The following is a 19,453-nucleotide window of genomic DNA, read 5'->3' as shown; positions in this document are numbered from 1 at the left end:
ATGGTATGCTAGGAATCGTATGAACGAAAGAGAAATGGCAGCCAGAGGAGGTGCATCGATGGGAGAGGAAACGAAAAATAACCGCAGCCGGAATACAGCGCTTTTGCTGATTGGAGCCGGTATTTTTTTGCTTCTGGAACATACCATAGGCTTTTTTCCCGTTATGGCCGTAATCCTTATTTTGCTGGGCATTCATCGTGTTCGTTCACGCAAAGAGCGCAAGGGCTATGTGCTGATGGGGATTGGTGCCGTCATATTATTCGGTGATCATCTTACCATTGTCATTTCGGTTGTGTTGATTTCATTAGGTTTATTTTTCATTCGATCCAAGCAGATTCATAAAGATGATACGTATACCCAAAAGCAGAAGATTGTTGATAGCCTTCGCCTAGGCCGAGAACCATGGATTCAACGGAATTCCTCGACGTGGTACTTGGTGGGAGAAACGTATATGGATCTTTCCATGGCAATTCTCGAGCAAAAAGAAACGACAGTTATCCTACAAGGTGTTGTAGGAGATATTGATATAAAGGTGCCTGACGATATCGGCGTTTCCGTCACAGCTTCCGTCATGCTGGGTCAGCTTCAAATCGCGGAAGAAAAAGAGTCAGGTGTGATGAACAAAGTCGTTTGGCAATCGCAGAATTATGGGCATTGTGACCATCGGGTGAAACTCATACTTTCTTTCATCGTAGGAGATATAAAGGTCAAAGTATTGTAACTTTCTTTAAATAGTAGAAAATATAGTCTCATATATACATGGGCTATATTTTAGATAAACGAGACCGTTTTTAGAGGACGGTGTAGTCGTTTATTTCAAGGGGGTACTTCACCAAGTGGACGGCTACAAACGACGATTAACGAACATGATCTGGCGCAGCATGGGGGAAGCCATCCTATTTAGCTTCGCCGTTTTCGGAGCTATGCTGTATTTTCTGAATTCAAGTCATTTGATTGAGCCCTTTACCAGTTGGCAGCAGGGAGTCAAGTTCTCGTTCATGGCTTTGTTGATTCTGGGTGTAATTGGGGCGGTATTCGGTTACTGGAACAGTTCTAAGGTGACACGCAGACTTGAGCCCATGATGGAGACGATGATTTTATTAGAAAAAGGGACATTTGCCCGAGAAGGCTTTCAAAACGGGGATGACGATGAGATTGGACGCTTAGGCGAACAACTCAGCCGTATTATGAAGCGATGGGAAGAGCAAGTGACCTCCCTTCAACGGCTGTCGAATAGCAATGCTGAGCTTACCGAGAAAGCCAAGCTTTCCGCGGTTATTGAAGAGCGTCAGCGCTTGGCGCGTGAGCTGCATGATGCGGTAAGTCAGCAATTGTTTGCTATATCCATGACAGCTACGGCTGTTGGACGGACACTGGATAAAGATTTTGAGAAAGCGAAGCGGCAGATTCATCTGATTGAAGAGATGGCTTCCGTCGCTCAATCCGAAATGAGAGCCTTGTTGCTGCATCTGAGACCGATCCATCTCGAAGGAAAACGACTGTCGGAGGGACTCGTTGAGCTCTTGAAGGAGCTAGCGGCCAAGGTTCCAATGGCGATCAGCTGGGATATGGATGAGGAAATCCGCTTGAACAAAGGGATCGAGGATCATTTATTCCGAATTGTGCAAGAGGCGCTTTCGAATGCCCTGCGTCACTCTAAGGCGAATAAGCTGGAAGTGAAGCTGCTGCATCGTTCTGACGGTATCCGGTTAGTGATCCGCGATGACGGTGTTGGTTTTGAGCTGGATGCGAAGAAGCTGACTTCTTATGGCATCGTGTCCATGAAGGAACGCGTGAACGAAATCGGCGGTTCAGTGGATATTATTACAGCACCAGACCGAGGAACACGTATTGAAATTCGAGTACCAATCTTAGCAACCGATCCTCAATTGATCGAAAATTAACATCGTACATAGAGAGGAAGAAGCGAATGGACGACACCTTAATCAAAGTATTACTAGTCGATGATCATGAAATGGTCAGAATTGGACTTGCAGCTGTTCTAGGGACGGAAGATGGGATTGAGGTCGTTGGCGAAGCGAGCAATGGCCACGATGGCATTCGTTTAGCTCAGGAATATCGTCCGGATGTGGTGCTGATGGACCTAGTTATGGAAGGTATGGACGGCATCGAAACGACAAGGAAATTATTGCAACTCTATCCAGATTGTAAAGTCATTGTATTGACTAGCTTCTTAGATGATGAGAAAATGTATCCAGTTATTGAAGCGGGTGCCTTCAGTTATTTGTTGAAAACCTCGCGTGCCTCCGAAATCGCGCAAGCGATTAGAGCCGCGGCCAAAGGACAATCGATTCTGGAGTCGCAGGTGGCTTCGAAAATCATGAATCGCTTCCGTCAACCAAAGCCCGTTGCGGAGCCGCATGAGGAGCTGACGGACCGCGAGATGGAAGTGCTTCGCTTGATCGCGAAGGGCAAATCGAATCAAGAGTTAGCTGATGATTTATTCATCGGCGTGAAGACAGTGAAATTCCACGTCACCAACGTTCTATCCAAGCTAGGCGTAGAAGATCGCACGCAAGCGGCGATTTATGCCTTTAAGCACGGACTGGCGGAATAAGGCAAGGGAGCGATAAATTTGAATGTAGTCAAACAGATTTGGAGCTGGTTTGGTTCCATTGTAATTTCCTTTGTATTAGTCGTCTTTCTAGGTGTTTTTGTGTTTCAATCTACGAGAGTTAGCGGCCATTCGATGGATCCGACATTGCATGATAGTCAGCGCGTGTATGTTTCGAAGCTTTCGCATACGTTTCACTACGAGCCTAATTATGAAGACATTGTCATTATCGACTCTAGGGTTGAAATGAAGCGGACTTTTAAAAATGATTTGTTGGACAGCCCATTGCTCAGCTTATTTGTTCGAGGCGATGATAAACACGTATGGATTAAGCGTGTGATCGGTAAGCCAGGGGATCAGCTTGAGCTGAAGGATAATCAGATGTATCGCAATGGTGAACTGCTGAATGAGTCTTACATCAATGAGGAAATGAGAGCAAACGGGAACAAAAAGTGGACCGTTCCAGCTGAGCATATTTTCGTGATGGGGGATAATCGGAACAACAGCATGGATAGTCGTGTCATTGGCTACATTCCGATTGATCATGTGCTAGGTAAAAAGCTATTTTAAATGGAAAAGGCTGTATCACCCGTTCCGTAGATGATTCTACTTGGGGATACAGCTTTTTTGTTGTAGTTTGCCAGAAGGCAGGTGAATAGGGAGGCTTGCTTGGTTGCTTTAGATGTAAAATATACAGTTAAATTTGCCGGAAATAGCTTGAATCTGCTAATAAATGTAAAATGTACAGCTAATTCTCGACTTTTGTGCTCAATGGGGTAGAAATGGTGGAAATAGCTGGAGTTATTCCAGTTAAATGCGAATAAGGGCTCAAAACTGTGAAAATAGCTACATGTTTTCCAGTTAATATAGAATGGCGTAGCTCCCCGATGGGGGGTGGTTGTTGGTGGCAGCGTAGCTCCCCGATGGGGAAATAGTTGTTGGTGGCAGCACAGCCCCCGAGGTGGGGATGGTTGTTGGTGGCAGCGCAGCTCCCCGAGGTGGAGAGCCGTTTGTGGGGTGTGGCGCTGCTCCTCTAGGTGGAGGGCCGTTTGTTGGATTCAGCGTGGCTGCTCCTATGGTAGCAGGGCTGCTAACCCGCCTCGGAGTACTCCCCGCTCACATCTTCGCATCCAGCAATATACCGCGCAACGGAACCGGTAAATACGCCTCAAGCTGCGATTGATACTGGCCATATGGCTTAAGCGGTGATGTGGAAAGCTGAAACAACGAGACGGAAGGCAGCTGCTGCAGACGATCAATTCGGCTTACTAACGAGCTTGCGAAGTTGGTGAGATCAAGCAAGCTTTTGCGATGAATGCCACTAGGTTGATTAAGTTGCTTCTCTAACACTTCAGGTTGTAGCATCAACTTGCCATTATCACTCTTGGTGATGCCAAGATCGTGCAATGTGTTAGGCTTTGCGGCTTCTTCCAGACCTTGAAGAAGGGCATGGCTCACGTAGTCAGGTGAATCCCCTAGCTGATCTTGCAACTCATTATATGTATGAATAAACGTTTGAAGGTTCTGGGTGAGATCGGCTTGTGACGCTTTAGTCGTGGTGAACGTAGTCGTGTTGACGAGTGTCTGAGCGGATTGTTTGACGGTTTGCGTAGATTGAACTAAGCCAGCCACGTCTTTGGCAGCGTTCTGTGCGAACTGCTTGTAGGCGAGTTGCTCATAAGGTAAATCCAACATTCGTCGTATTGTATTCGATTTACCACCGGTAACCGCACTAACAGCACCAACACGGTAATAATCTTTATGAGTTTGATACCTGTTCACCGCCATGACGGAGGGGTAAGCATTGATCATTACGATCACCTCATTTCTATACGATAAGTATATCACCCCAGTAGACTGGGGTAAATTGGTACTTGTGGGGTCAATTACGTCTTTACCAACATAAGATAGCATTATTGTTTCTTGTGGAGGCGGTGCCATGTGATACGCAAACGTTTGGCTACCATTGACGACCCTGCTATATATCGATTAGTTGTTGAACAATTAGTTCCTTTTTCCAGAATGTATGATTCAGGTAATTCTGTGACATACTCGGAGATCCGTAGGCGACTGAACGCCAATAAAACGTTCGTCATCGCCAAAGGGTACAAACGGCCTTACGGTTTCATTTCGATCATACGTAAATCGAGTAAGCTCTTCATAGATATGCTGGCTGTTGATCCGCGTGAGCAGGGCAAAGGCATTGGACATACACTTATGAAAGCTGCGGAAGACTACGGGCTTAGTGAACGTTGCCATACGGTGGAGCTATTTGTTGATGACAGCAACCCGAAGGCGATCCGATTTTATAGTAAAAGAGGTTATGAGATTGATTCTTATGTACCTGACCTTAGCTGTTACCGTATGAATAAAAAGTTGAAACGTTGAGGAAAGGGCTGTAGATGAGATACACATCCACAGCCTTGATTTCCGTTATTCACTAAACATGGCGGCAATATAGTCCATTTGAATATCTACGGGTCCAGTGGGTCTAGCCGTTGGGGCTTGGAGCGGTCCTCCAAAACGGATCAGACCGAAGGAAGATAACGGATCTTCTGTTGATGGCTGAGTTGGTGAAACAGGTTGAGCTTGCTTCTTTTTCCCCTTTTTCGTAAGCATTGGCTTGGTATTTTTGGAAGAGGACTTCGTGTTCGCTTGTCGATCGTCATTAAGGATGAGTTTGTTTTTCTCCACGCGACTGACGATTCCATATATCTCAGAGCCATTTGTTAAGAAGACAAGAACGGGCTTTCCGACAAGGTTTTTGCAGCTTTTTTCGGTGATTGGGTGAAAGGGTTGCATGACTTAGGGCACCTCCGTATTCGTATGTACTGTTAGCCTATGCCACGCAGAATGTAACGGTATAGACGGATGTCTAGTTTCTTATAAGAAAATGTTATGGGTTAAAGTGGGTATATAAGTTGAATAGCTTGACAATTTTAGGTATGCTAAGCATATTAACTAATTCTAATAGAGAAAGAATGATGCATAGATGAGTGGAGCTGTGTTTTATATTTTCGGAGCAACGGGTGATTTAGCCAAAAGAAAACTGTTTCCAGCCTTTTATAGCCTTTATCGCGAAGGTAAGCTGGGAGAAAACTTTGCTGTAGTTGGTCTAGCTCGCAGACCGCGGACGAACGAGCAATTCCGTGAAGATGTGAAAAATTCGATTCAAGATTTCGCTCGTTACAAAAATACGGATGCTGCAGAATGGGAAAAGTTCGCCCAAAGATTCGAGTATATGTCTCTCGACATTAACAATGTTGCAGGTTTCCATGAACTGAATACACTGACAGCGAAATTGGATGAGAAGTATCAAACGGGCGGTAACCGTCTGTTCTATTTGGCGCTTGCACCTGAGTTGTTTGGCAATGTTTCGTACAATTTAAGTGAAGGAGGCTTGCTCCAAACGGAAGGCTGGCATCGCTTAGTTATTGAAAAACCATTCGGTTACGATTTGCCATCTGCGGAGCGTTTGAATGGACAGCTTCGTCAAGTATTCGAAGAGAAAGATATTTACCGTATCGATCATTACCTGGGTAAAGAAATGGTCCAAAACATCGAGTTCGTTCGTTTCGCGAATGCTTTCTTCGAGCCGCTTTGGAATAATAAATACATAGCGAACATTCAGATCACGTTGAGTGAGACTGTGGGTGTAGAAGAGCGTGGTGGCTACTATGACCACTCAGGGGCGCTTCGCGATATGGGTCAAAATCACATGCTGCAAATGCTGATGATGATGGCGATGGAACCGCCTAGCCGTCTACATCCGGAGGATATCCGAGATGAGAAGGTGAAGGTACTCCGTTCACTTCGTCTGTTCGAAGACGGTGAGGATGTACGTGCGAACGTGATTCGCGGTCAATATGCCAGCGGTTCTGCCAAAGGCAAAGCACTTCCTGCATACCGTGAAGAGGATTCTGTGAATCCGCAATCGACGACAGAGACTTATTTTGCAGCGCGTGTTCACGTGGATAATTTCCGCTGGGCGGGTGTGCCATTCTATATTCGTACCGGAAAACGATTACCGGTCAAAACGACAGAGGTCGTTGTCGAATTCAAGAACATTCCAAACAATGTCTATTTGGCCAAAAAGCATGAGCTTGAGCCGAATCTGCTCGTATTCCGAGTGAATCCGATGGAAGGCATCTATTTGAAAATGAACGCGAAGCAGCCTGGTTCAGAGGGTGTGATCGTACCGGTTGCGATGGACTTCTGCCAAAGCTGTCAAATCGGCATCAATACGCCAGAGGCTTACGAGCGCTTGCTGTATGATGCAACTCGCGGGGATTCCACTTACTTTACGCGTTGGGATGAAGTTGCGCTTGCATGGTCTTATGTGGATCGCATTGCTGCTGCGTGGAACGAGCAGACCGAAGATCTCAAGCACTATCCTGCTGGATCTTGGGGCCCTGAAGAAGCAGCGAAGCTGTTGAGTGATGATGGGTTCAAGTGGTGGCCGATTAACGGCCAGAATGAAGGGGAAGTCGATTGGGAAGCTATTCAGAAAACAACCGTATTGGCTTAGAATAAGGAGTTTATCCAACAGGCGAATTTCGCCTGTTGGTTTTTTGCATGTGGGTACAAGCGCAGCAAGAAATCACTTGATGATGTCGAGTCTGGACGACGTATAGGACACAATTTGTGGTATACTAGTGAATATGGCCATTTTTTCATTTTATACACTTGAGGTGCATCGATGTCACGAAGAGCGTTTGTGCGATGGCTGCTTGCCATTGGGGCTGTTTTAGTAGGATTAAGTGCTTGGTTTAGTCTGTTGGTTAAGAAAAAATTCATTCCCGAAGAACAGGCTGTGGCCGCACCCGTAGCAAGCTCCGAGCCTCCTCAACAAGCTACGCCAGCGCCTTCGGAGGAACCTCTGCCTCTTGGCCCATTGATGTCCTTTTTTATCTTAAGTGATCTTCATGTTACATCGGGTGATTCGCTTCCTAATAAAAAGCTAAGGCTTGCGTTAGATGATGTCACGCAATTCGATGGTCCTGTCGATGCGATTATGCTAACCGGTGATTTGACGGATACAGGAACTGATGTTGACTATAAGGCATTGCGTGCCATATTGAATAATTATAAGCTTCCGCCTATGCATGGGAATATGGGGAATCATGATTATTATACGATTTGGATTAATAAAGCGAATAGTTGGGATCAGGATAATGTACCGAATGGCAAAAGTGATGCGGTAAGTAGAGACAATTTCAAGAAGTTCATGGGCTATACGTCCATTTATAATGATTTTACGACGAACGGACACTCTATCTTATTGCTGTCACAAGAAGCTTACGTGCAAGAGAAGCCTGAAGTGGGTGAAGGTGCATGGTACTCCGATGAACAACTCGCTTGGTTCAAAGGAAGACTGGGCAATTTATATAAACCAGGAAGACCTCTATTCGTGATGACGCATCAACCATTGCCACCTGTTGGTACCGATGGGGCTACTCACCAGCTCATTCGGGCTATTCAGTTCCGCGAAACGTTGAAGCCATACAAGAATGTATTCGTCTTCTGTGGACATCGCCATCAAGATTTTCAGAATGGAACACCGCACTATATTCAGGAAACGTTCCATTATTTCCATAATGCCTCTGTAGGGAGAACGCTGAATCGGGCATATCAGCAAACTGCACAGGATAAAGCACAAGGGATTTATGTGCAAGTATTTGCAGATAAAGTGGTTGTGCGCGGCAGGGAATTCAGCAATCGCACGTTCATTGAAGAAGCGAACTGGACCGTTCCCTTGGAGAAAGCACACGCTTGATTTTGAATAGTCTATATGTAAAGAAGAAGGGAATAAACGAACACATGAAAACGCAACTCACTAAACTTCTCGAAACGGAAGTCGCTAAACGACGGACGTTCGCGATTATTTCTCACCCGGATGCGGGGAAAACAACTTTAACTGAGAAACTGCTTTTGTTCGGGGGCGCAATTCGCTTAGCCGGAACAGTTAAAGGTCGTAAAGCTAGTAAACATGCTACGTCAGATTGGATGGAAATTGAGAAACAACGGGGGATCTCTGTAACGTCAAGCGTTATGCAGTTCGACTATGAAGGTCACCGCGTCAATATTCTAGATACTCCAGGTCACCAAGACTTCAGTGAGGACACCTACCGTACGTTGACAGCCGCGGATAGCGCGGTGATGTTGATCGACGTTGCAAAAGGGGTCGAGACCCAGACGAAGAAGCTTTTCCAAGTATGCCGTATGCGTGGGATTCCCATTTTCACATTCATTAATAAATTGGACCGTGAAGGCCGTGATCCGTTCGAGTTATTAGAAGAGCTTGAAGAAGTACTCGGTATTCGTTCTTATCCGATGAACTGGCCAATTGGGTCAGGGAAGCAGTTCTGTGGGGTTTACGACCGCGGGAAATCACAGCTAGAGCTATACCAAGGCGACGATCACAAGGATATTGAAGTCCGCAAGGTAGATGGCGTAGAAGATCCGTTAGTGAAACAAATCGCAGGTGAGTTCCTACACAAGCAATTGTGCGGAGATATCGAGCTGTTGGATGTTGCTGGTGACCCTTTTGATATGGAAAAAGTGATGAAGGGTGAACTTACGCCTGTTTTCTTCGGGAGTGCGGTGAATAACTTCGGTGTTCAGACGTTCCTTGAGAACTTCCTACAATTAGCACCACAGCCAGAGCCGCGTACTAGCACGGCTGGTGTAATCGAACCAACGAGAGAGAAATTCTCTGGTTATGTGTTCAAAATTCAAGCGAACATGAACCCAGCACACCGCGACCGCGTAGCTTTCTTGCGTATCGTCTCTGGAAAGTTCGAACGGGGAATGTCCGTGAAGCATGTAAGGCTCGGCAAGGATATTAAGCTGGCACAGCCGCAGCAGTTCCTAGCCCAAGATCGTGATATCGTGGAAGAGGCTTTCCCAGGGGATATCATTGGTCTATTCGATCCAGGTATTTTCCGAATTGGTGATTCCTTAAGCGAGGGAGAAGAGGTTATTTTCGATGAGCTTCCTACCTTCTCACCAGAGTTATTCAGCAAGGTGTCGATCAAAAATGCTTTGAAGCAAAAGCAGTTCCTGAAAGGGATCGATCAGTTGACGGAAGAAGGGATGATCCAAGTCTTCACGACGATTGGCTTCGAAGATATGATTCTTGGCGTCGTAGGCCAACTTCAATTCGAAGTACTGGAGCATCGGATGAAATCGGAATATGGTGTGGATATTCTTTTGCAACGACAGAATTATCAATTCGCCCGTTGGATTATCGATGATAAAATTGATCCAGCTAAATTCCRCATTAACTCCCAATTGGTCAAAGACAAGAAAGGGAATTTCGTAGGCTTGTTCGAAAGTGAATATGCGCTGCGCTCTTCCATCGATAAAAATCCAACCGCACAGTTCTTAACAAGTGCTCCTTAATAGCTAGACATGATAAAGAGGCTCTCCTGATGGATTTCAGGGGCAGCCTCTTCTTGTATTTTTGTCGCCAATGCTCTGTTGCCTTCATACACTAGGATGGGGTGAATTCGAAGCTGGAGGCCTGGTATGAAGAGAATTAGGAAGAAGAGTACAAAGAAACCGATAAGTTTGAATAGGGCAAGATACGTAAGCAGCAAAATTGGCAAAACGAAGGCCGTCGAGTCTGTCGAATCACTTCGCAAGTATGTGCCAAGCACCAAGTGCATGACGGCTGTAACCTTACAAGAAATGCTCGAACAATATAAAATGGTCTACGTGAAACCTAATATAGGCATGTTCGGGAACGGTGTGATTCGTATCGAGCTGGCAGGGGAAGAAGCAGAAAAATCCTATTCCTACCAATCTGGTGTCACCATCAAAAGGTTCAAAACCTTCGCTGACATGTACGTCTCGCTGCTCAATGTGACAAGAAAACGGCCTTATTTAGTACAGAAAGGGATTCATCTGTTGACTTACAAGGGAAACCGCTTTGATCTTCGCGTTATGGTGCAGCAATCACCTACTCGCAAATGGGAGACAACAGGGGTTATCGGCCGCGTGGCACATCCCGCAAAGATTGTGACGAACTTTCATAATGGAGGTACGTTGAAATCGGTGGATACCTTGTTAAAGGCGTATTTGCCTCCTACGGAGAGGAATGGGTATGTGAAACGGCTGCAAGTGATGGGGATTCAAGTGGCTAAGGCGATTCATACAAGGTATAGAGGGGTAAAAGAGATAGGCGTTGATGTAGCCTTAGATAAAGATTTGCAGCCATGGATTCTTGAAGTGAATACAAGTCCAGATCCTTATATTTTTCGGAGATTAAAGGATAAACGCATTTATGCCAAAATCAGAAAATACGCCAAATCATACGGCCGGTTATGAAATCATAACCGGTCTGTTGTCATTCATATGAAAGGTTTGTTCAATCTCATAAGCAGAAATCGGAGGGCTAAGCAAGAAACCTTGAATGGTTGTACAGGTTGTTTCTTTAAGAATATCAAGTTGCCCTACATCCTCAACCCCTTCGGCGACAACTTGGATATTAAGGGCATGACCGAGGTGAATGATGGCGTTCGTAATCGCCCAATCATTGGAATTACGTTGAATGTTTTTGACGAAGGAACGGTCGATTTTGAGGCAATGTATAGGAAACTCCTTCAAATAATTGAGGGACGAATAGCCAATCCCAAAATCATCGATGGAAATGGAAATTCCTTTGGAACAAAGCTTATCAAGGACGGCGATGGTTTTCTCCATATTTTGCATAATTGAGCTTTCGGTAATTTCGAACTCCAAATAAGAGGGGGGAATGCCGGTTTGTTGTATGATGTGAATGGCTTTATCCGCAAAGTCCTCATCTTGAAACTGGCAAGGCGAAATGTTGACCGCAACTTGATAATCAAGCTTATTTTCAGCGAGCCATCGTGCTTTCTGTAGACAAGCCTCCCGCAATACCCATTCACCAAGTGGCAAAATGAGGCCTGATTCCTCAGCAAGGGGGATGAAATCGGCAGGCGCAATCATGCCATGCAGGGGATGATTCCAACGCAMCAGGGCTTCCAGACAACTAATTTGACCAGTCGAGAGTTCGAGTCGAGGTTGATAGTATAACAATAGCTGATTCTCTGTGATTGCTTTGCGCAGGTCATTTTCCATTTGAATCTGGCTAGCAAAACGTTGTTGTGTTGGTAAGGGGTGAAAAGTAATGAGTTTATTCTTGCCTGTTTGTTTGGCAATGAGGAGTGCTTGCTCCGCTTGGTGGAAAGCTTGTGGTACATTCTCAGGTGTTATTGTAAGGTCACTCAGACCGAAGCTTGCACGAAGGAAACAGTCCTGATCCTGGTAAGTAAAAGGGGGCTCAAATACCTGCATAACACGATGTAGCGCAGATTGAAGTTGTTCTTGTTTGTGTGCTCGAAGAAGAAGTGTATATTCATCATCGCCAGACCGAACAACAAGATCAATGTGATCCAGTCCTTTCAATCTGCGGTTTATTTCATGCAGTAGATGATCTCCGCATGCGTATCCTAAGGAGAAATTTACTTGGCGAAAACGATCAATATCAAAAATAAGACATGCACGGATCTGAGCGGTTGAGGTGTCAACGTGTTTCCGAACAGCATGTTCTAACTGGGCAAGGAGCTGCCCACGAGAGTGAAGTCGAGTGATCTGTGATCGGCTTGTGAGAGCTTCGATCGTTGATGACGCAGTGAACCGAAGATGGCGCCAGATTGCTTTCATTTGCTATCACTCATTCCATCTCATAGTTGTCCCAATATCCTTTATCATAAAGGTCTAAGAGGAGATAAACAATATTAAGAGTTTGCTTTTATGACAAAAAATGGACTTTATTTCCGTGTTTCTTAATGAAAAATTGATGTAAATGTCGAATTGTGACGATAATGAGTTGAAGAGTAAAATTCTGAATTTATATTGACAGAAGTAGCCCCTGAATGAGAAAATGTACGCGTGTACATTTTGCGTGAAATTAGGCGGAAAGGAGCCAATCAACATGGTGACGAGAAAAGAGGTTGCTGACTTAGCCAAAGTATCTGAGGCGACTGTATCTCGTGTATTCAATGGACTTGGTCCGATGAAGCCTGCAACCAAAGAAAGAGTTCTCGCAGCAGCGAAGGTACTTGGGTATCATCCGAATGCAATTGCGCAAAGCTTTGCTCGAAGAAGAAGCGGTAATTTGGGGGTCGTCCTTCCCTATATGCCGAAGGTGCATCTGTTTTCTGCGTATTATTTCGCAGAGATTCTTAGTGGGATTGGGGAGCAGGTTAGGGAGCAAGGCTATGACATGTTATTGTCCCTCTTAACACCAGATGATGATTTGGATTACGGCCGGTTATACCGCTCGCAAAAGGTAGATGCCTGTGTCATTCTCGGGGCGAGAGATACCGAATCACAGCGAAGTTCTTTGCTGCAATTGCAGGAACAGGGACTACCTTTCTGCTTGGTCAATCAACGATTCGAGGGTCTATCCTTCCTGGAAGTTGATGCGGATCATGTGGAGGGGAGCTATCGAGCGGTTCGTCATTTACTGGATGAAGGCTATCGGAAGATTGCCTTTCTCAATGGTTCTCCTCAATATACGAATTCCTTGGATAGACGTCTTGGGTATCAAAAGGCGATGTTAGAAGCTGGCTTAACGATGGATCCTTCTCTGCAATTTGAGGGGAACTACAGCCGGACTAGCGGATATGAGATTGCCGCGAAGGTGTGGGAGAACCGTGATCAAATAGAGGCTGTATTTGCGGCTAATGATCGAATGGCCATAGGACTCATGCAAGGACTTCGCGAACGGGGATGGATAGCTGGGCGAGATTATGCGGTCATCGGGTGCGATGACTCGGATGCTGCGAAGCTAAGTGATCCACCTCTCAGCTCTATTAAAGTGCCTTTTTTTGAAATGGGCAAACAGGCAGCTCGTGCCGTTCTAGCAAGCGTTGGGCAGGGAAGCAGCGAGGCAGGGCTGCAAGTTAAGCTGCCGACGGAAGTGAAGATTAGGCAGTCGTCGAAGAGTGAGCGTTGAGAGCGGGGAGCTGAGGGGTAGGTGCTGAATGGGAGCAGAGAGTTGAAAGTAGAAATTGATGTGTGATGATGAGTGCAAAGTGCTGGATGGATACAGCGTGTGAAGTGAGAGTAGCTAGGGTGTTTGTAAAAATAACTGGATTTCCTGTAGGTAATTTCTTTGGATATGGAAGAAATAGCTGTATGTTTTCCAGTTATTGTATGGGTGATGGGTTGGGTGGTTAGTCGGCTTGGGGTAAGTGGTAGGTGAGAGGCTCGATTCGAACACACTTGGGGAGGCGTGTATGGGATGAAAAAAACGTTCAATATCGGTATGATTGGCTATAAATTTATGGGAAAAGCACATAGTCATGCCTATAAAGATTTACCTATGTTCTTTCCACAGACGGCGATTCCGAAGATGAAGCTCATCTGTGGTCGCAACGAGAACGGTGTTCGCCAAGCAGCCGAGCAATTCGGCTGGGACGGGTATGTAACAGATTGGCGCGAGCTGGTTACGCATCCGGATATCGACGTCGTCGATATCAATGCGCCGAGTGATGCGCACAAGGAAATTGCTTTGGCGGCGGCGAAGGCCGGCAAGCATCTGTTCTGCGAAAAGCCGCTGGCGCTGACCCTTGCGGATGCAAGGGAGATGCTGGAGGCGGCTGAAGAAGCTGGCGTGAAGCACATGGTGGGCTTCAACTATCGTTTTGCACCAGCGGTACAGCTGGCGAAGAAGCTCGTGGAGAGCGGCCGCCTCGGCCAAATCTACCACTTCCGTGCTTGGTTCTTGCAGGATTGGATCGTCGATCCGACGTTCCCGTTGGTATGGCGTTTGCAAAAGGAGATTGCGGGATCAGGATCGCATGGCGATCTGGGCGCGCATCTCATCGATCTGGCGCATTTCCTCGTTGGCGAGATGACCGAAGTGATCGGAATGAGTGAAACATTCGTGAAGGAGCGTCCGCTTCCGACATCGATGACTGGGCTTAGTGCCAAAGGCAGCAAAGATGCCCCACATGGTCCTGTTACAGTTGATGACGCGACATTATTCATGGCTCGCTTCGCGAATGGTGCATTGGGCAGCTTCGAGGCAACGAGATTTGCTCCCGGGCACCGGTGTACGAACTCTTTTGAAATTAACGGCAGCAAAGGTAGTGTGAAATTCGATTTCGAGCGATTGAATGAGTTGCAGGTGTATTTTACAAGTGATGATGAGGATGTTCAGGGCTTTAGACGCGTGCTAGCAACGGATGCCTCACATGCTTATATGGATGCTTGGTGGCCAGCAGGACATACGATTGGGTATGAGCATACGTTTGTGCATGAAGTTGTGGAGCTGATGACAGCGCTTTCCGAGGATCGGCAACCGGTTCCGAATTTTGTGGATGGCGTCAAGTGTCAAGAGGTACTGGAAGCCGTGGATCAATCGATCGCACAGCGCCGTTGGGTTCGTATAAGTGAAGTATAACAGGGTCATGGAGAGAGGAGCCGAAATGGCATGAGTCAGAAACAAGCATTGATTGTATGGGGTGGCTGGGATGGTCATCAACCCGAGGAAGTTGCGGGGATTTTTGCAGGTCTGCTGCGTGAAGAGGGCTATGGGGTAGAGGTTTCGGCTACGCTGGACAGCTTCCGGGATGAGGAACGATTGGCAAGTATTGATCTGATCGTTCCTGTGTGGACGATGGGGCAAATTGAGAAAGAACAGCTAACTCCTCTGATTAACGCGGTCCAAGTAGGCGGAACAGGGATTGCAGGCTGTCATGGCGGTATGGCGGATTCTTTCAGAAATGAAGTGAACTATCAGTATATGGTTGGCGGACAGTGGGTGGCACATCCGGGCAATGATGGTGTTACCTATACGGTTCGTATGAAAGACAGCGAGCAGCCGCTGACCGCGGGCATCGGTGATTTCGTCGTCGTTTCGGAAAAATATTATATGCATGTCGATCCTGCGATTAAGGTGCATGCCGTGACTGATTTTGACGATGTGGAGATGCCGGTTATTTGGACCAAAACGTATGGTGCAGGCAAAGTCTATTATAATTCACTGGGCCATCAGGCTAACATTGTTCGAATGCCAGAGACGTTAGAATTAATGCGACGCGGATTGCTTTGGGCAACACGCTAACTATAGGGGGATATAAAGCGATGAGAAAGATGAAGGTTGGTATCATTGGATGTGGAAATATAAGCGCGGCTTATATGAAAAATATTCCTAACTATGCACACTTGGAATTGGTCGCTTGTGCAGATATTGATGTGAGCAAAGCTGAAGCGCGTGCTGAGGAATTCAGGATTCCGCATGCGTACACGGTAGAACAATTACTGGGTGATCCACAAGTGGACATCGTGATTAATTTGACGATCCCGGCTGTACATGCGGCAGTTTGTATTCAAATTCTGGAAGCTGGTAAACATGCGTATGTCGAAAAGCCTCTTGCCGTAACACGGGAAGAAGGGATGCAGATCTTGGAGGTAGCTAAGCGCAAAGGACTTCTGATTGGCAGCGCGCCAGATACGTTCCTGGGCGGCGGTATCCAAACTTGCGTGAAACTTATTCAGGATGGATGGATTGGTACACCGATTGCGGCTACGGCTTTCATGATGGGGAAGGGGCATGAGCATTGGCACCCAGATCCAGAGTTTTACTATGCCAAAGGCGGCGGCCCGATGTTCGACATGGGTCCCTATTACTTAACGGCACTAGTGGCATTGCTCGGGCCAATTCGTCGTGTAACAGGTTCAACGGCCGTGAGTTTCCCTGAGCGGACGATTTCGAGTGAGAAGAAGCGCGGGCAGAAAATTCAAGTAGATACGCCTACACACGTGGCTGGGGTATTAGATTTCCATAATGGTGCTATTGCAACGCTTGTGACAAGTTTTGATATTATGGCGGGTACTCAATTGCCTAATATTGAAATCTATGGTAGTCATGGTTCATTGCGAGTCCCCGATCCGAATACGTTCGGTGGCCAGGTGCTTATTCGCAAAGGCGGTTCAGAGTATGAGCCCATCCCACTTTCGCATGGCTACAAGGATAATAATCGCGGATTGGGCGTTGCAGCAATGGCGCAAGCGCTTATAACTGGCGATGGTTCAGCACATCGTGCGAACGGCGAGCTTGCTTATCACGTGCTGGAAGCGATGCACGGTTTCCATGATGCGTCTGACTCCGGTCAGCATTATGTAATGAAAAGCAGCTGCGAGAAGCCTGCAGCGATGAACCCGTTAACGGTATTATAGTAATATTACGTGGCKATATCCTCCTCGTTGGTCAGTGACTGATGAGGGGGATTTTATTTTGTTGGAGCTAAGGGATGCCGAAACATCCCGAAGCAAGTTTTAATTATTTTAACAACACGATGGTTCATATAGGGAGGAATTTACTCAAGATGCGCCTTAAGTGTTTCGACGAGTGTATCTTGCGTACTTGCTTCTGAATGCTGCCATATAATTTCAAAAAGAACACCTAACCCAGGTAAAACCTTCTCTTCTCCACCAATCGAGTCTTCAATAACTTCTTTGAGTTCTTCTGGTGTTTTGTTGTTAACCCGCTGGTGGATGGCTTGTCTAAGGGTAATATTCATTCAAGGACCTCGCTTCCATTTCATTCTCGCTATTACTATGTGCAGTTTCAGATGGCTTCATCCTTCCCACTCTTCGCCAATGCAGGCAGTGGCTCCATTGTTGTGAAGTGGCTCAGGGGGCTGAGTATGGTATAATAAATGGGATATATTCTTGGAATATGGAGGAACGTGAGCGGTGAGAAAACAATTTGCGGTTATTGGGATGGGAAGATTTGGCTCAGCTGTTGCTAAGACGTTATCACAACTAGGATTCGAGGTTCTTGCCATTGATCAGGACGAAGAAACGGTTCAAGACGTTTCCGCTTATGTGACTCATGCGGTTCAAGCTGATTCTACGGATGAGGAAGCTATGCGGGCGCTCGGAATTCGCAATTTTGACGTTGTGGTTGTGGCTATAGGGGAAGATATTCAAGCAAGTATTCTAACGACATTAATTCTCAAAGAAATGGGCGTTGCTACGACGATCGTCAAAGCTGTGAATGATCTCCATGGCAAGGTTCTCAAAAAAATTGGCGCAGATAAAATCGTCTATCCAGAACGGGATATGGGGCAACGTGTAGCCCATCATATGATTTCATCGAACATTATCGATTATATAGAGCTCTCCGCCGATTACAGTATTGTTGAAATGAGAGCATCGAAAGAGATGATTGGCAAAAGTCTGCGTGAGCTCGATGTGCGCGCCAAATATGGCTGCAACGTGATTGCGATTAAACATAACGAGCAGATGACCATTCCGCCGAGTGCGGAGGCACCGCTTAAACAAGAAGATATTTTGGTCATTGTGGGTAAAAATTCGAGTCTTCAGAACCTTGAAGTCTCTTTTGCGGAGTAGGTATATTCATGACAAATGCATATGTAGAAATCATGTCTGTTCAAAATACGAGAGTCAAGGACTGGGCTCAGCTTTTAGAGCGGCGCGGCAGAGACAAGCAAGGCAAATATATCATTGAGGGTTATCATTTAATTGAGGAAGCTTTGAAGGCTGGGGCTGAGGTGGAGACTATTCTTTTTCTAGCGGAAAAAGGGAGTCCACAGGAGCTCGTCGCCCTCGCTGATGATCGCGCCGTCGAATGGGTCGGCGTGAGCGCAGCGGTGTTGGCCAAGTGCTCGGACGCACAGACGCCGCAGGGTGTAGTGGCCATCGTGACGCGGCCACAGGTTGGCATGGACAAGCTGCTTGCTGGCGAGCACGATCTGGTCGTGGTCCTGGACGGCGTTCAGGACCCGGGCAACCTCGGCACGATCATCCGCAGCGCGGATGCCGTCGGGGCCAAAGCGGTCGTGCTCGGCCGCGGCACKGTCGATCTGTTCAATCCCAAGACGATCCGCTCGACGATGGGATCGATGTATCATCTGCCGATCGTGGAGGCAGATTTGGGTGAGTTGTTGCCGCGCGCGCGTGAGCGCGGCGTGCGGCTCGTGACGACGAGCCTGCAGGCGCAGGGCTCGTGTTACGACACGGACCTGCGGCAGCCGACGTGGCTGATTTTCGGCAACGAGGCCAAGGGCGTGTCGCCGGAAGTTGCTGCGCAGTCGGACGTGAAGGTCATTATTCCGATGCAGGGCAAGGCGGAATCGCTGAACGTCGCGATGGCGGCGACGGTGTTGCTGTTTGAGGCGGCTAGGCAGCGGATGTAAGTCCACTCAATCAGATAGTATAGTAGGTTGGTGATTTCTTGAGTTGAAATAACGAAGAAACGTTTGTTCAATATAACGCAACAGGCAGCCAACTGAGTAATGGCTGCCTGTTTTACTAAAGAATCCTCTCGCTATTACGTACGAGCGAGAGGCAGTTGTTGATTTCGAATCTGGGGATTGGTCTTCTGAATTCCCTTATTTTTTAACCACAGGCACCCAAAATTCACCGTAGAAAGTACCGTCGCCGTTATCTTGGCGATAAGTCGCATTTGGACCACCGATGTAAGCATAATCAGTGATTTGTGCCAAGACTTCACCAAAAGCTCGGTAAGTCAGCTGATCAAACAAAGTTTCCTTGTCGCCATTTCCTGCGACCACGATGTACTCGCTCTCTGGAAACTCAATGAAGCGTGTTGCGTCAGCCACTGATTTGCTAGCTTCTACCGCGAAATAATTCCACGGTTTTCCTTGATAAACCTCATTGACTGACCATTCGCGATCATCTTTTGCAGCGTCTTTGAGCTTATTAAAACGCCCGTCAGCCTTGAGTCTGTCCCAAAACTCATTTTTTTCTTTTTGCAAAGCAGGAATATCTTGAAAATTCGACTGGATTGAAAAACCATAAGCGGTCAATGTGAATGATTTTTTGTTTTCAAGTGTATAATCTGCCATATGA

General features: G+C 46.7%; 20 protein-coding genes. 15 read left to right on the top strand and 5 right to left on the bottom strand.

From position 1 onward, the window contains the following. Positions 1-58 precede the first annotated feature (58 nt). The 4 genes from liaF to lepB all read left to right on the top strand — a co-directional run bounded on the left by liaF (position 59) and on the right by lepB (position 3,145). Positions 59-721 (top strand): cell wall-active antibiotics response protein LiaF, encoded by a 663-nt coding sequence (liaF, locus tag AC1DLM_RS14800; protein WP_441988443.1) that lies wholly within the window; start codon positions 59-61, stop codon positions 719-721. Between the two features lie 115 nt (positions 722-836). Further along, positions 837-1,904 carry a sensor histidine kinase gene (locus AC1DLM_RS14795; RefSeq protein ID WP_171629275.1) on the top strand — a complete coding sequence of 356 codons (1,068 nt, stop codon included), beginning with the start codon at positions 837-839 and terminating at the stop codon, positions 1,902-1,904. 26 nt (positions 1,905-1,930) lie between these two features. Then, the gene (locus AC1DLM_RS14790) at positions 1,931-2,578 is read left to right on the top strand and encodes a response regulator transcription factor (RefSeq protein ID WP_056618875.1); all 648 of its coding nucleotides are present in this window, start codon (positions 1,931-1,933) and stop codon (positions 2,576-2,578) included. 18 nt (positions 2,579-2,596) lie between these two features. Next, the gene (gene lepB, locus AC1DLM_RS14785; protein ID WP_441988444.1) at positions 2,597-3,145 is read left to right on the top strand and encodes a signal peptidase I; all 549 of its coding nucleotides are present in this window, start codon (positions 2,597-2,599) and stop codon (positions 3,143-3,145) included. Positions 3,146-3,691: 546 nt separating this feature from the next. On the opposite strand, the gene AC1DLM_RS14780 is transcribed toward lepB, so the two are convergent. After that, positions 3,692-4,387: a hypothetical protein gene (locus AC1DLM_RS14780; protein ID WP_441988445.1), complete on the bottom strand. Its 696-nt coding sequence runs from the start codon at positions 4,385-4,387 to the stop codon at positions 3,692-3,694. Positions 4,388-4,516: 129 nt separating this feature from the next. Here AC1DLM_RS14780 and AC1DLM_RS14775 point away from each other — a divergent pair, with 129 nt between their 5' ends. Further along, a complete protein-coding gene (locus tag AC1DLM_RS14775) occupies positions 4,517-4,963 on the top strand; it encodes a GNAT family N-acetyltransferase (RefSeq protein WP_441988446.1) in 447 nt (148 codons plus the stop codon). A gap of 45 nt (positions 4,964-5,008) precedes the next feature. Here AC1DLM_RS14775 and AC1DLM_RS14770 read toward each other — a convergent pair whose 3' ends face one another. Then, on the bottom strand, positions 5,009-5,377 hold the full coding sequence (locus AC1DLM_RS14770; RefSeq protein WP_441988447.1) for a hypothetical protein: 369 nt from the start codon (positions 5,375-5,377) through the stop codon (positions 5,009-5,011). A 190-nt stretch (positions 5,378-5,567) separates the two neighbouring features. Between AC1DLM_RS14770 and zwf the strand changes: the two genes are divergently transcribed. The 4 genes from zwf (at position 5,568) to AC1DLM_RS14750 (ending at position 10,906) form a co-directional block, all read left to right on the top strand. Beyond that, positions 5,568-7,103 (top strand): glucose-6-phosphate dehydrogenase, encoded by a 1,536-nt coding sequence (zwf, locus tag AC1DLM_RS14765; protein ID WP_441988448.1) that lies wholly within the window; start codon positions 5,568-5,570, stop codon positions 7,101-7,103. Between the two features lie 171 nt (positions 7,104-7,274). Beyond that, on the top strand, positions 7,275-8,351 hold the full coding sequence (locus tag AC1DLM_RS14760) for a metallophosphoesterase family protein (RefSeq protein WP_441988449.1): 1,077 nt from the start codon (positions 7,275-7,277) through the stop codon (positions 8,349-8,351). A 44-nt stretch (positions 8,352-8,395) separates the two neighbouring features. After that, positions 8,396-9,979, top strand: coding sequence for a peptide chain release factor 3 (locus tag AC1DLM_RS14755; protein WP_477570390.1), 1,584 nt, complete (start codon positions 8,396-8,398; stop codon positions 9,977-9,979). 126 nt (positions 9,980-10,105) lie between these two features. Further along, positions 10,106-10,906, top strand: coding sequence for a YheC/YheD family protein (locus AC1DLM_RS14750; protein WP_441988450.1), 801 nt, complete (start codon positions 10,106-10,108; stop codon positions 10,904-10,906). On the opposite strand, the gene AC1DLM_RS14745 is transcribed toward AC1DLM_RS14750, so the two are convergent. Beyond that, the gene (locus tag AC1DLM_RS14745; RefSeq protein WP_477570389.1) at positions 10,901-12,265 is read right to left on the bottom strand and encodes a putative bifunctional diguanylate cyclase/phosphodiesterase; all 1,365 of its coding nucleotides are present in this window, start codon (positions 12,263-12,265) and stop codon (positions 10,901-10,903) included. The genes AC1DLM_RS14750 and AC1DLM_RS14745 overlap by 6 nt on opposite strands. Positions 12,266-12,536: 271 nt before the next feature. On the opposite strand from AC1DLM_RS14745, the gene AC1DLM_RS14740 reads away from it, so the two are divergent. The 4 genes from AC1DLM_RS14740 (at position 12,537) to AC1DLM_RS14725 (ending at position 16,792) form a co-directional block, all read left to right on the top strand. Further along, positions 12,537-13,562 carry a LacI family DNA-binding transcriptional regulator gene (locus AC1DLM_RS14740; protein WP_477570388.1) on the top strand — a complete coding sequence of 342 codons (1,026 nt, stop codon included), beginning with the start codon at positions 12,537-12,539 and terminating at the stop codon, positions 13,560-13,562. 288 nt (positions 13,563-13,850) lie between these two features. Then, entirely contained in the window at positions 13,851-15,014 is a 1,164-nt protein-coding gene (locus AC1DLM_RS14735) for a Gfo/Idh/MocA family protein (RefSeq protein WP_477570387.1), read from the top strand. Positions 15,015-15,044: 30 nt separating this feature from the next. After that, the gene (locus AC1DLM_RS14730; protein ID WP_171629263.1) at positions 15,045-15,677 is read left to right on the top strand and encodes a ThuA domain-containing protein; all 633 of its coding nucleotides are present in this window, start codon (positions 15,045-15,047) and stop codon (positions 15,675-15,677) included. A gap of 20 nt (positions 15,678-15,697) precedes the next feature. Beyond that, positions 15,698-16,792, top strand: coding sequence for a Gfo/Idh/MocA family protein (locus tag AC1DLM_RS14725; protein WP_477570386.1), 1,095 nt, complete (start codon positions 15,698-15,700; stop codon positions 16,790-16,792). Positions 16,793-16,932: 140 nt separating this feature from the next. Here the strand turns inward: AC1DLM_RS14725 and sspI are convergent, their stop codons facing one another. Next, the gene (gene sspI / locus AC1DLM_RS14720) at positions 16,933-17,136 is read right to left on the bottom strand and encodes a small acid-soluble spore protein SspI (protein WP_056618924.1); all 204 of its coding nucleotides are present in this window, start codon (positions 17,134-17,136) and stop codon (positions 16,933-16,935) included. Positions 17,137-17,311: 175 nt separating this feature from the next. Here sspI and AC1DLM_RS14715 point away from each other — a divergent pair, with 175 nt between their 5' ends. Together AC1DLM_RS14715 and AC1DLM_RS14710 are read left to right on the top strand one after the other, a co-directional pair. Then, a complete protein-coding gene (locus AC1DLM_RS14715; protein ID WP_441988455.1) occupies positions 17,312-17,971 on the top strand; it encodes a potassium channel family protein in 660 nt (219 codons plus the stop codon). Between the two features lie 8 nt (positions 17,972-17,979). Then, entirely contained in the window at positions 17,980-18,777 is a 798-nt protein-coding gene (locus AC1DLM_RS14710; protein WP_477570385.1) for a TrmH family RNA methyltransferase, read from the top strand. A gap of 195 nt (positions 18,778-18,972) precedes the next feature. On the opposite strand, the gene AC1DLM_RS14705 is transcribed toward AC1DLM_RS14710, so the two are convergent. Continuing rightward, complete coding sequence (locus tag AC1DLM_RS14705) at positions 18,973-19,449, bottom strand: GyrI-like domain-containing protein (protein ID WP_477570384.1); 477 nt, start codon at positions 19,447-19,449, stop codon at positions 18,973-18,975. Positions 19,450-19,453: the final 4 nt, after the last annotated feature.

Source organism: Paenibacillus sp. 01T442 (assembly GCF_056398345.1).
This window is presented reverse-complemented; position numbering and strand designations above follow the sequence as displayed.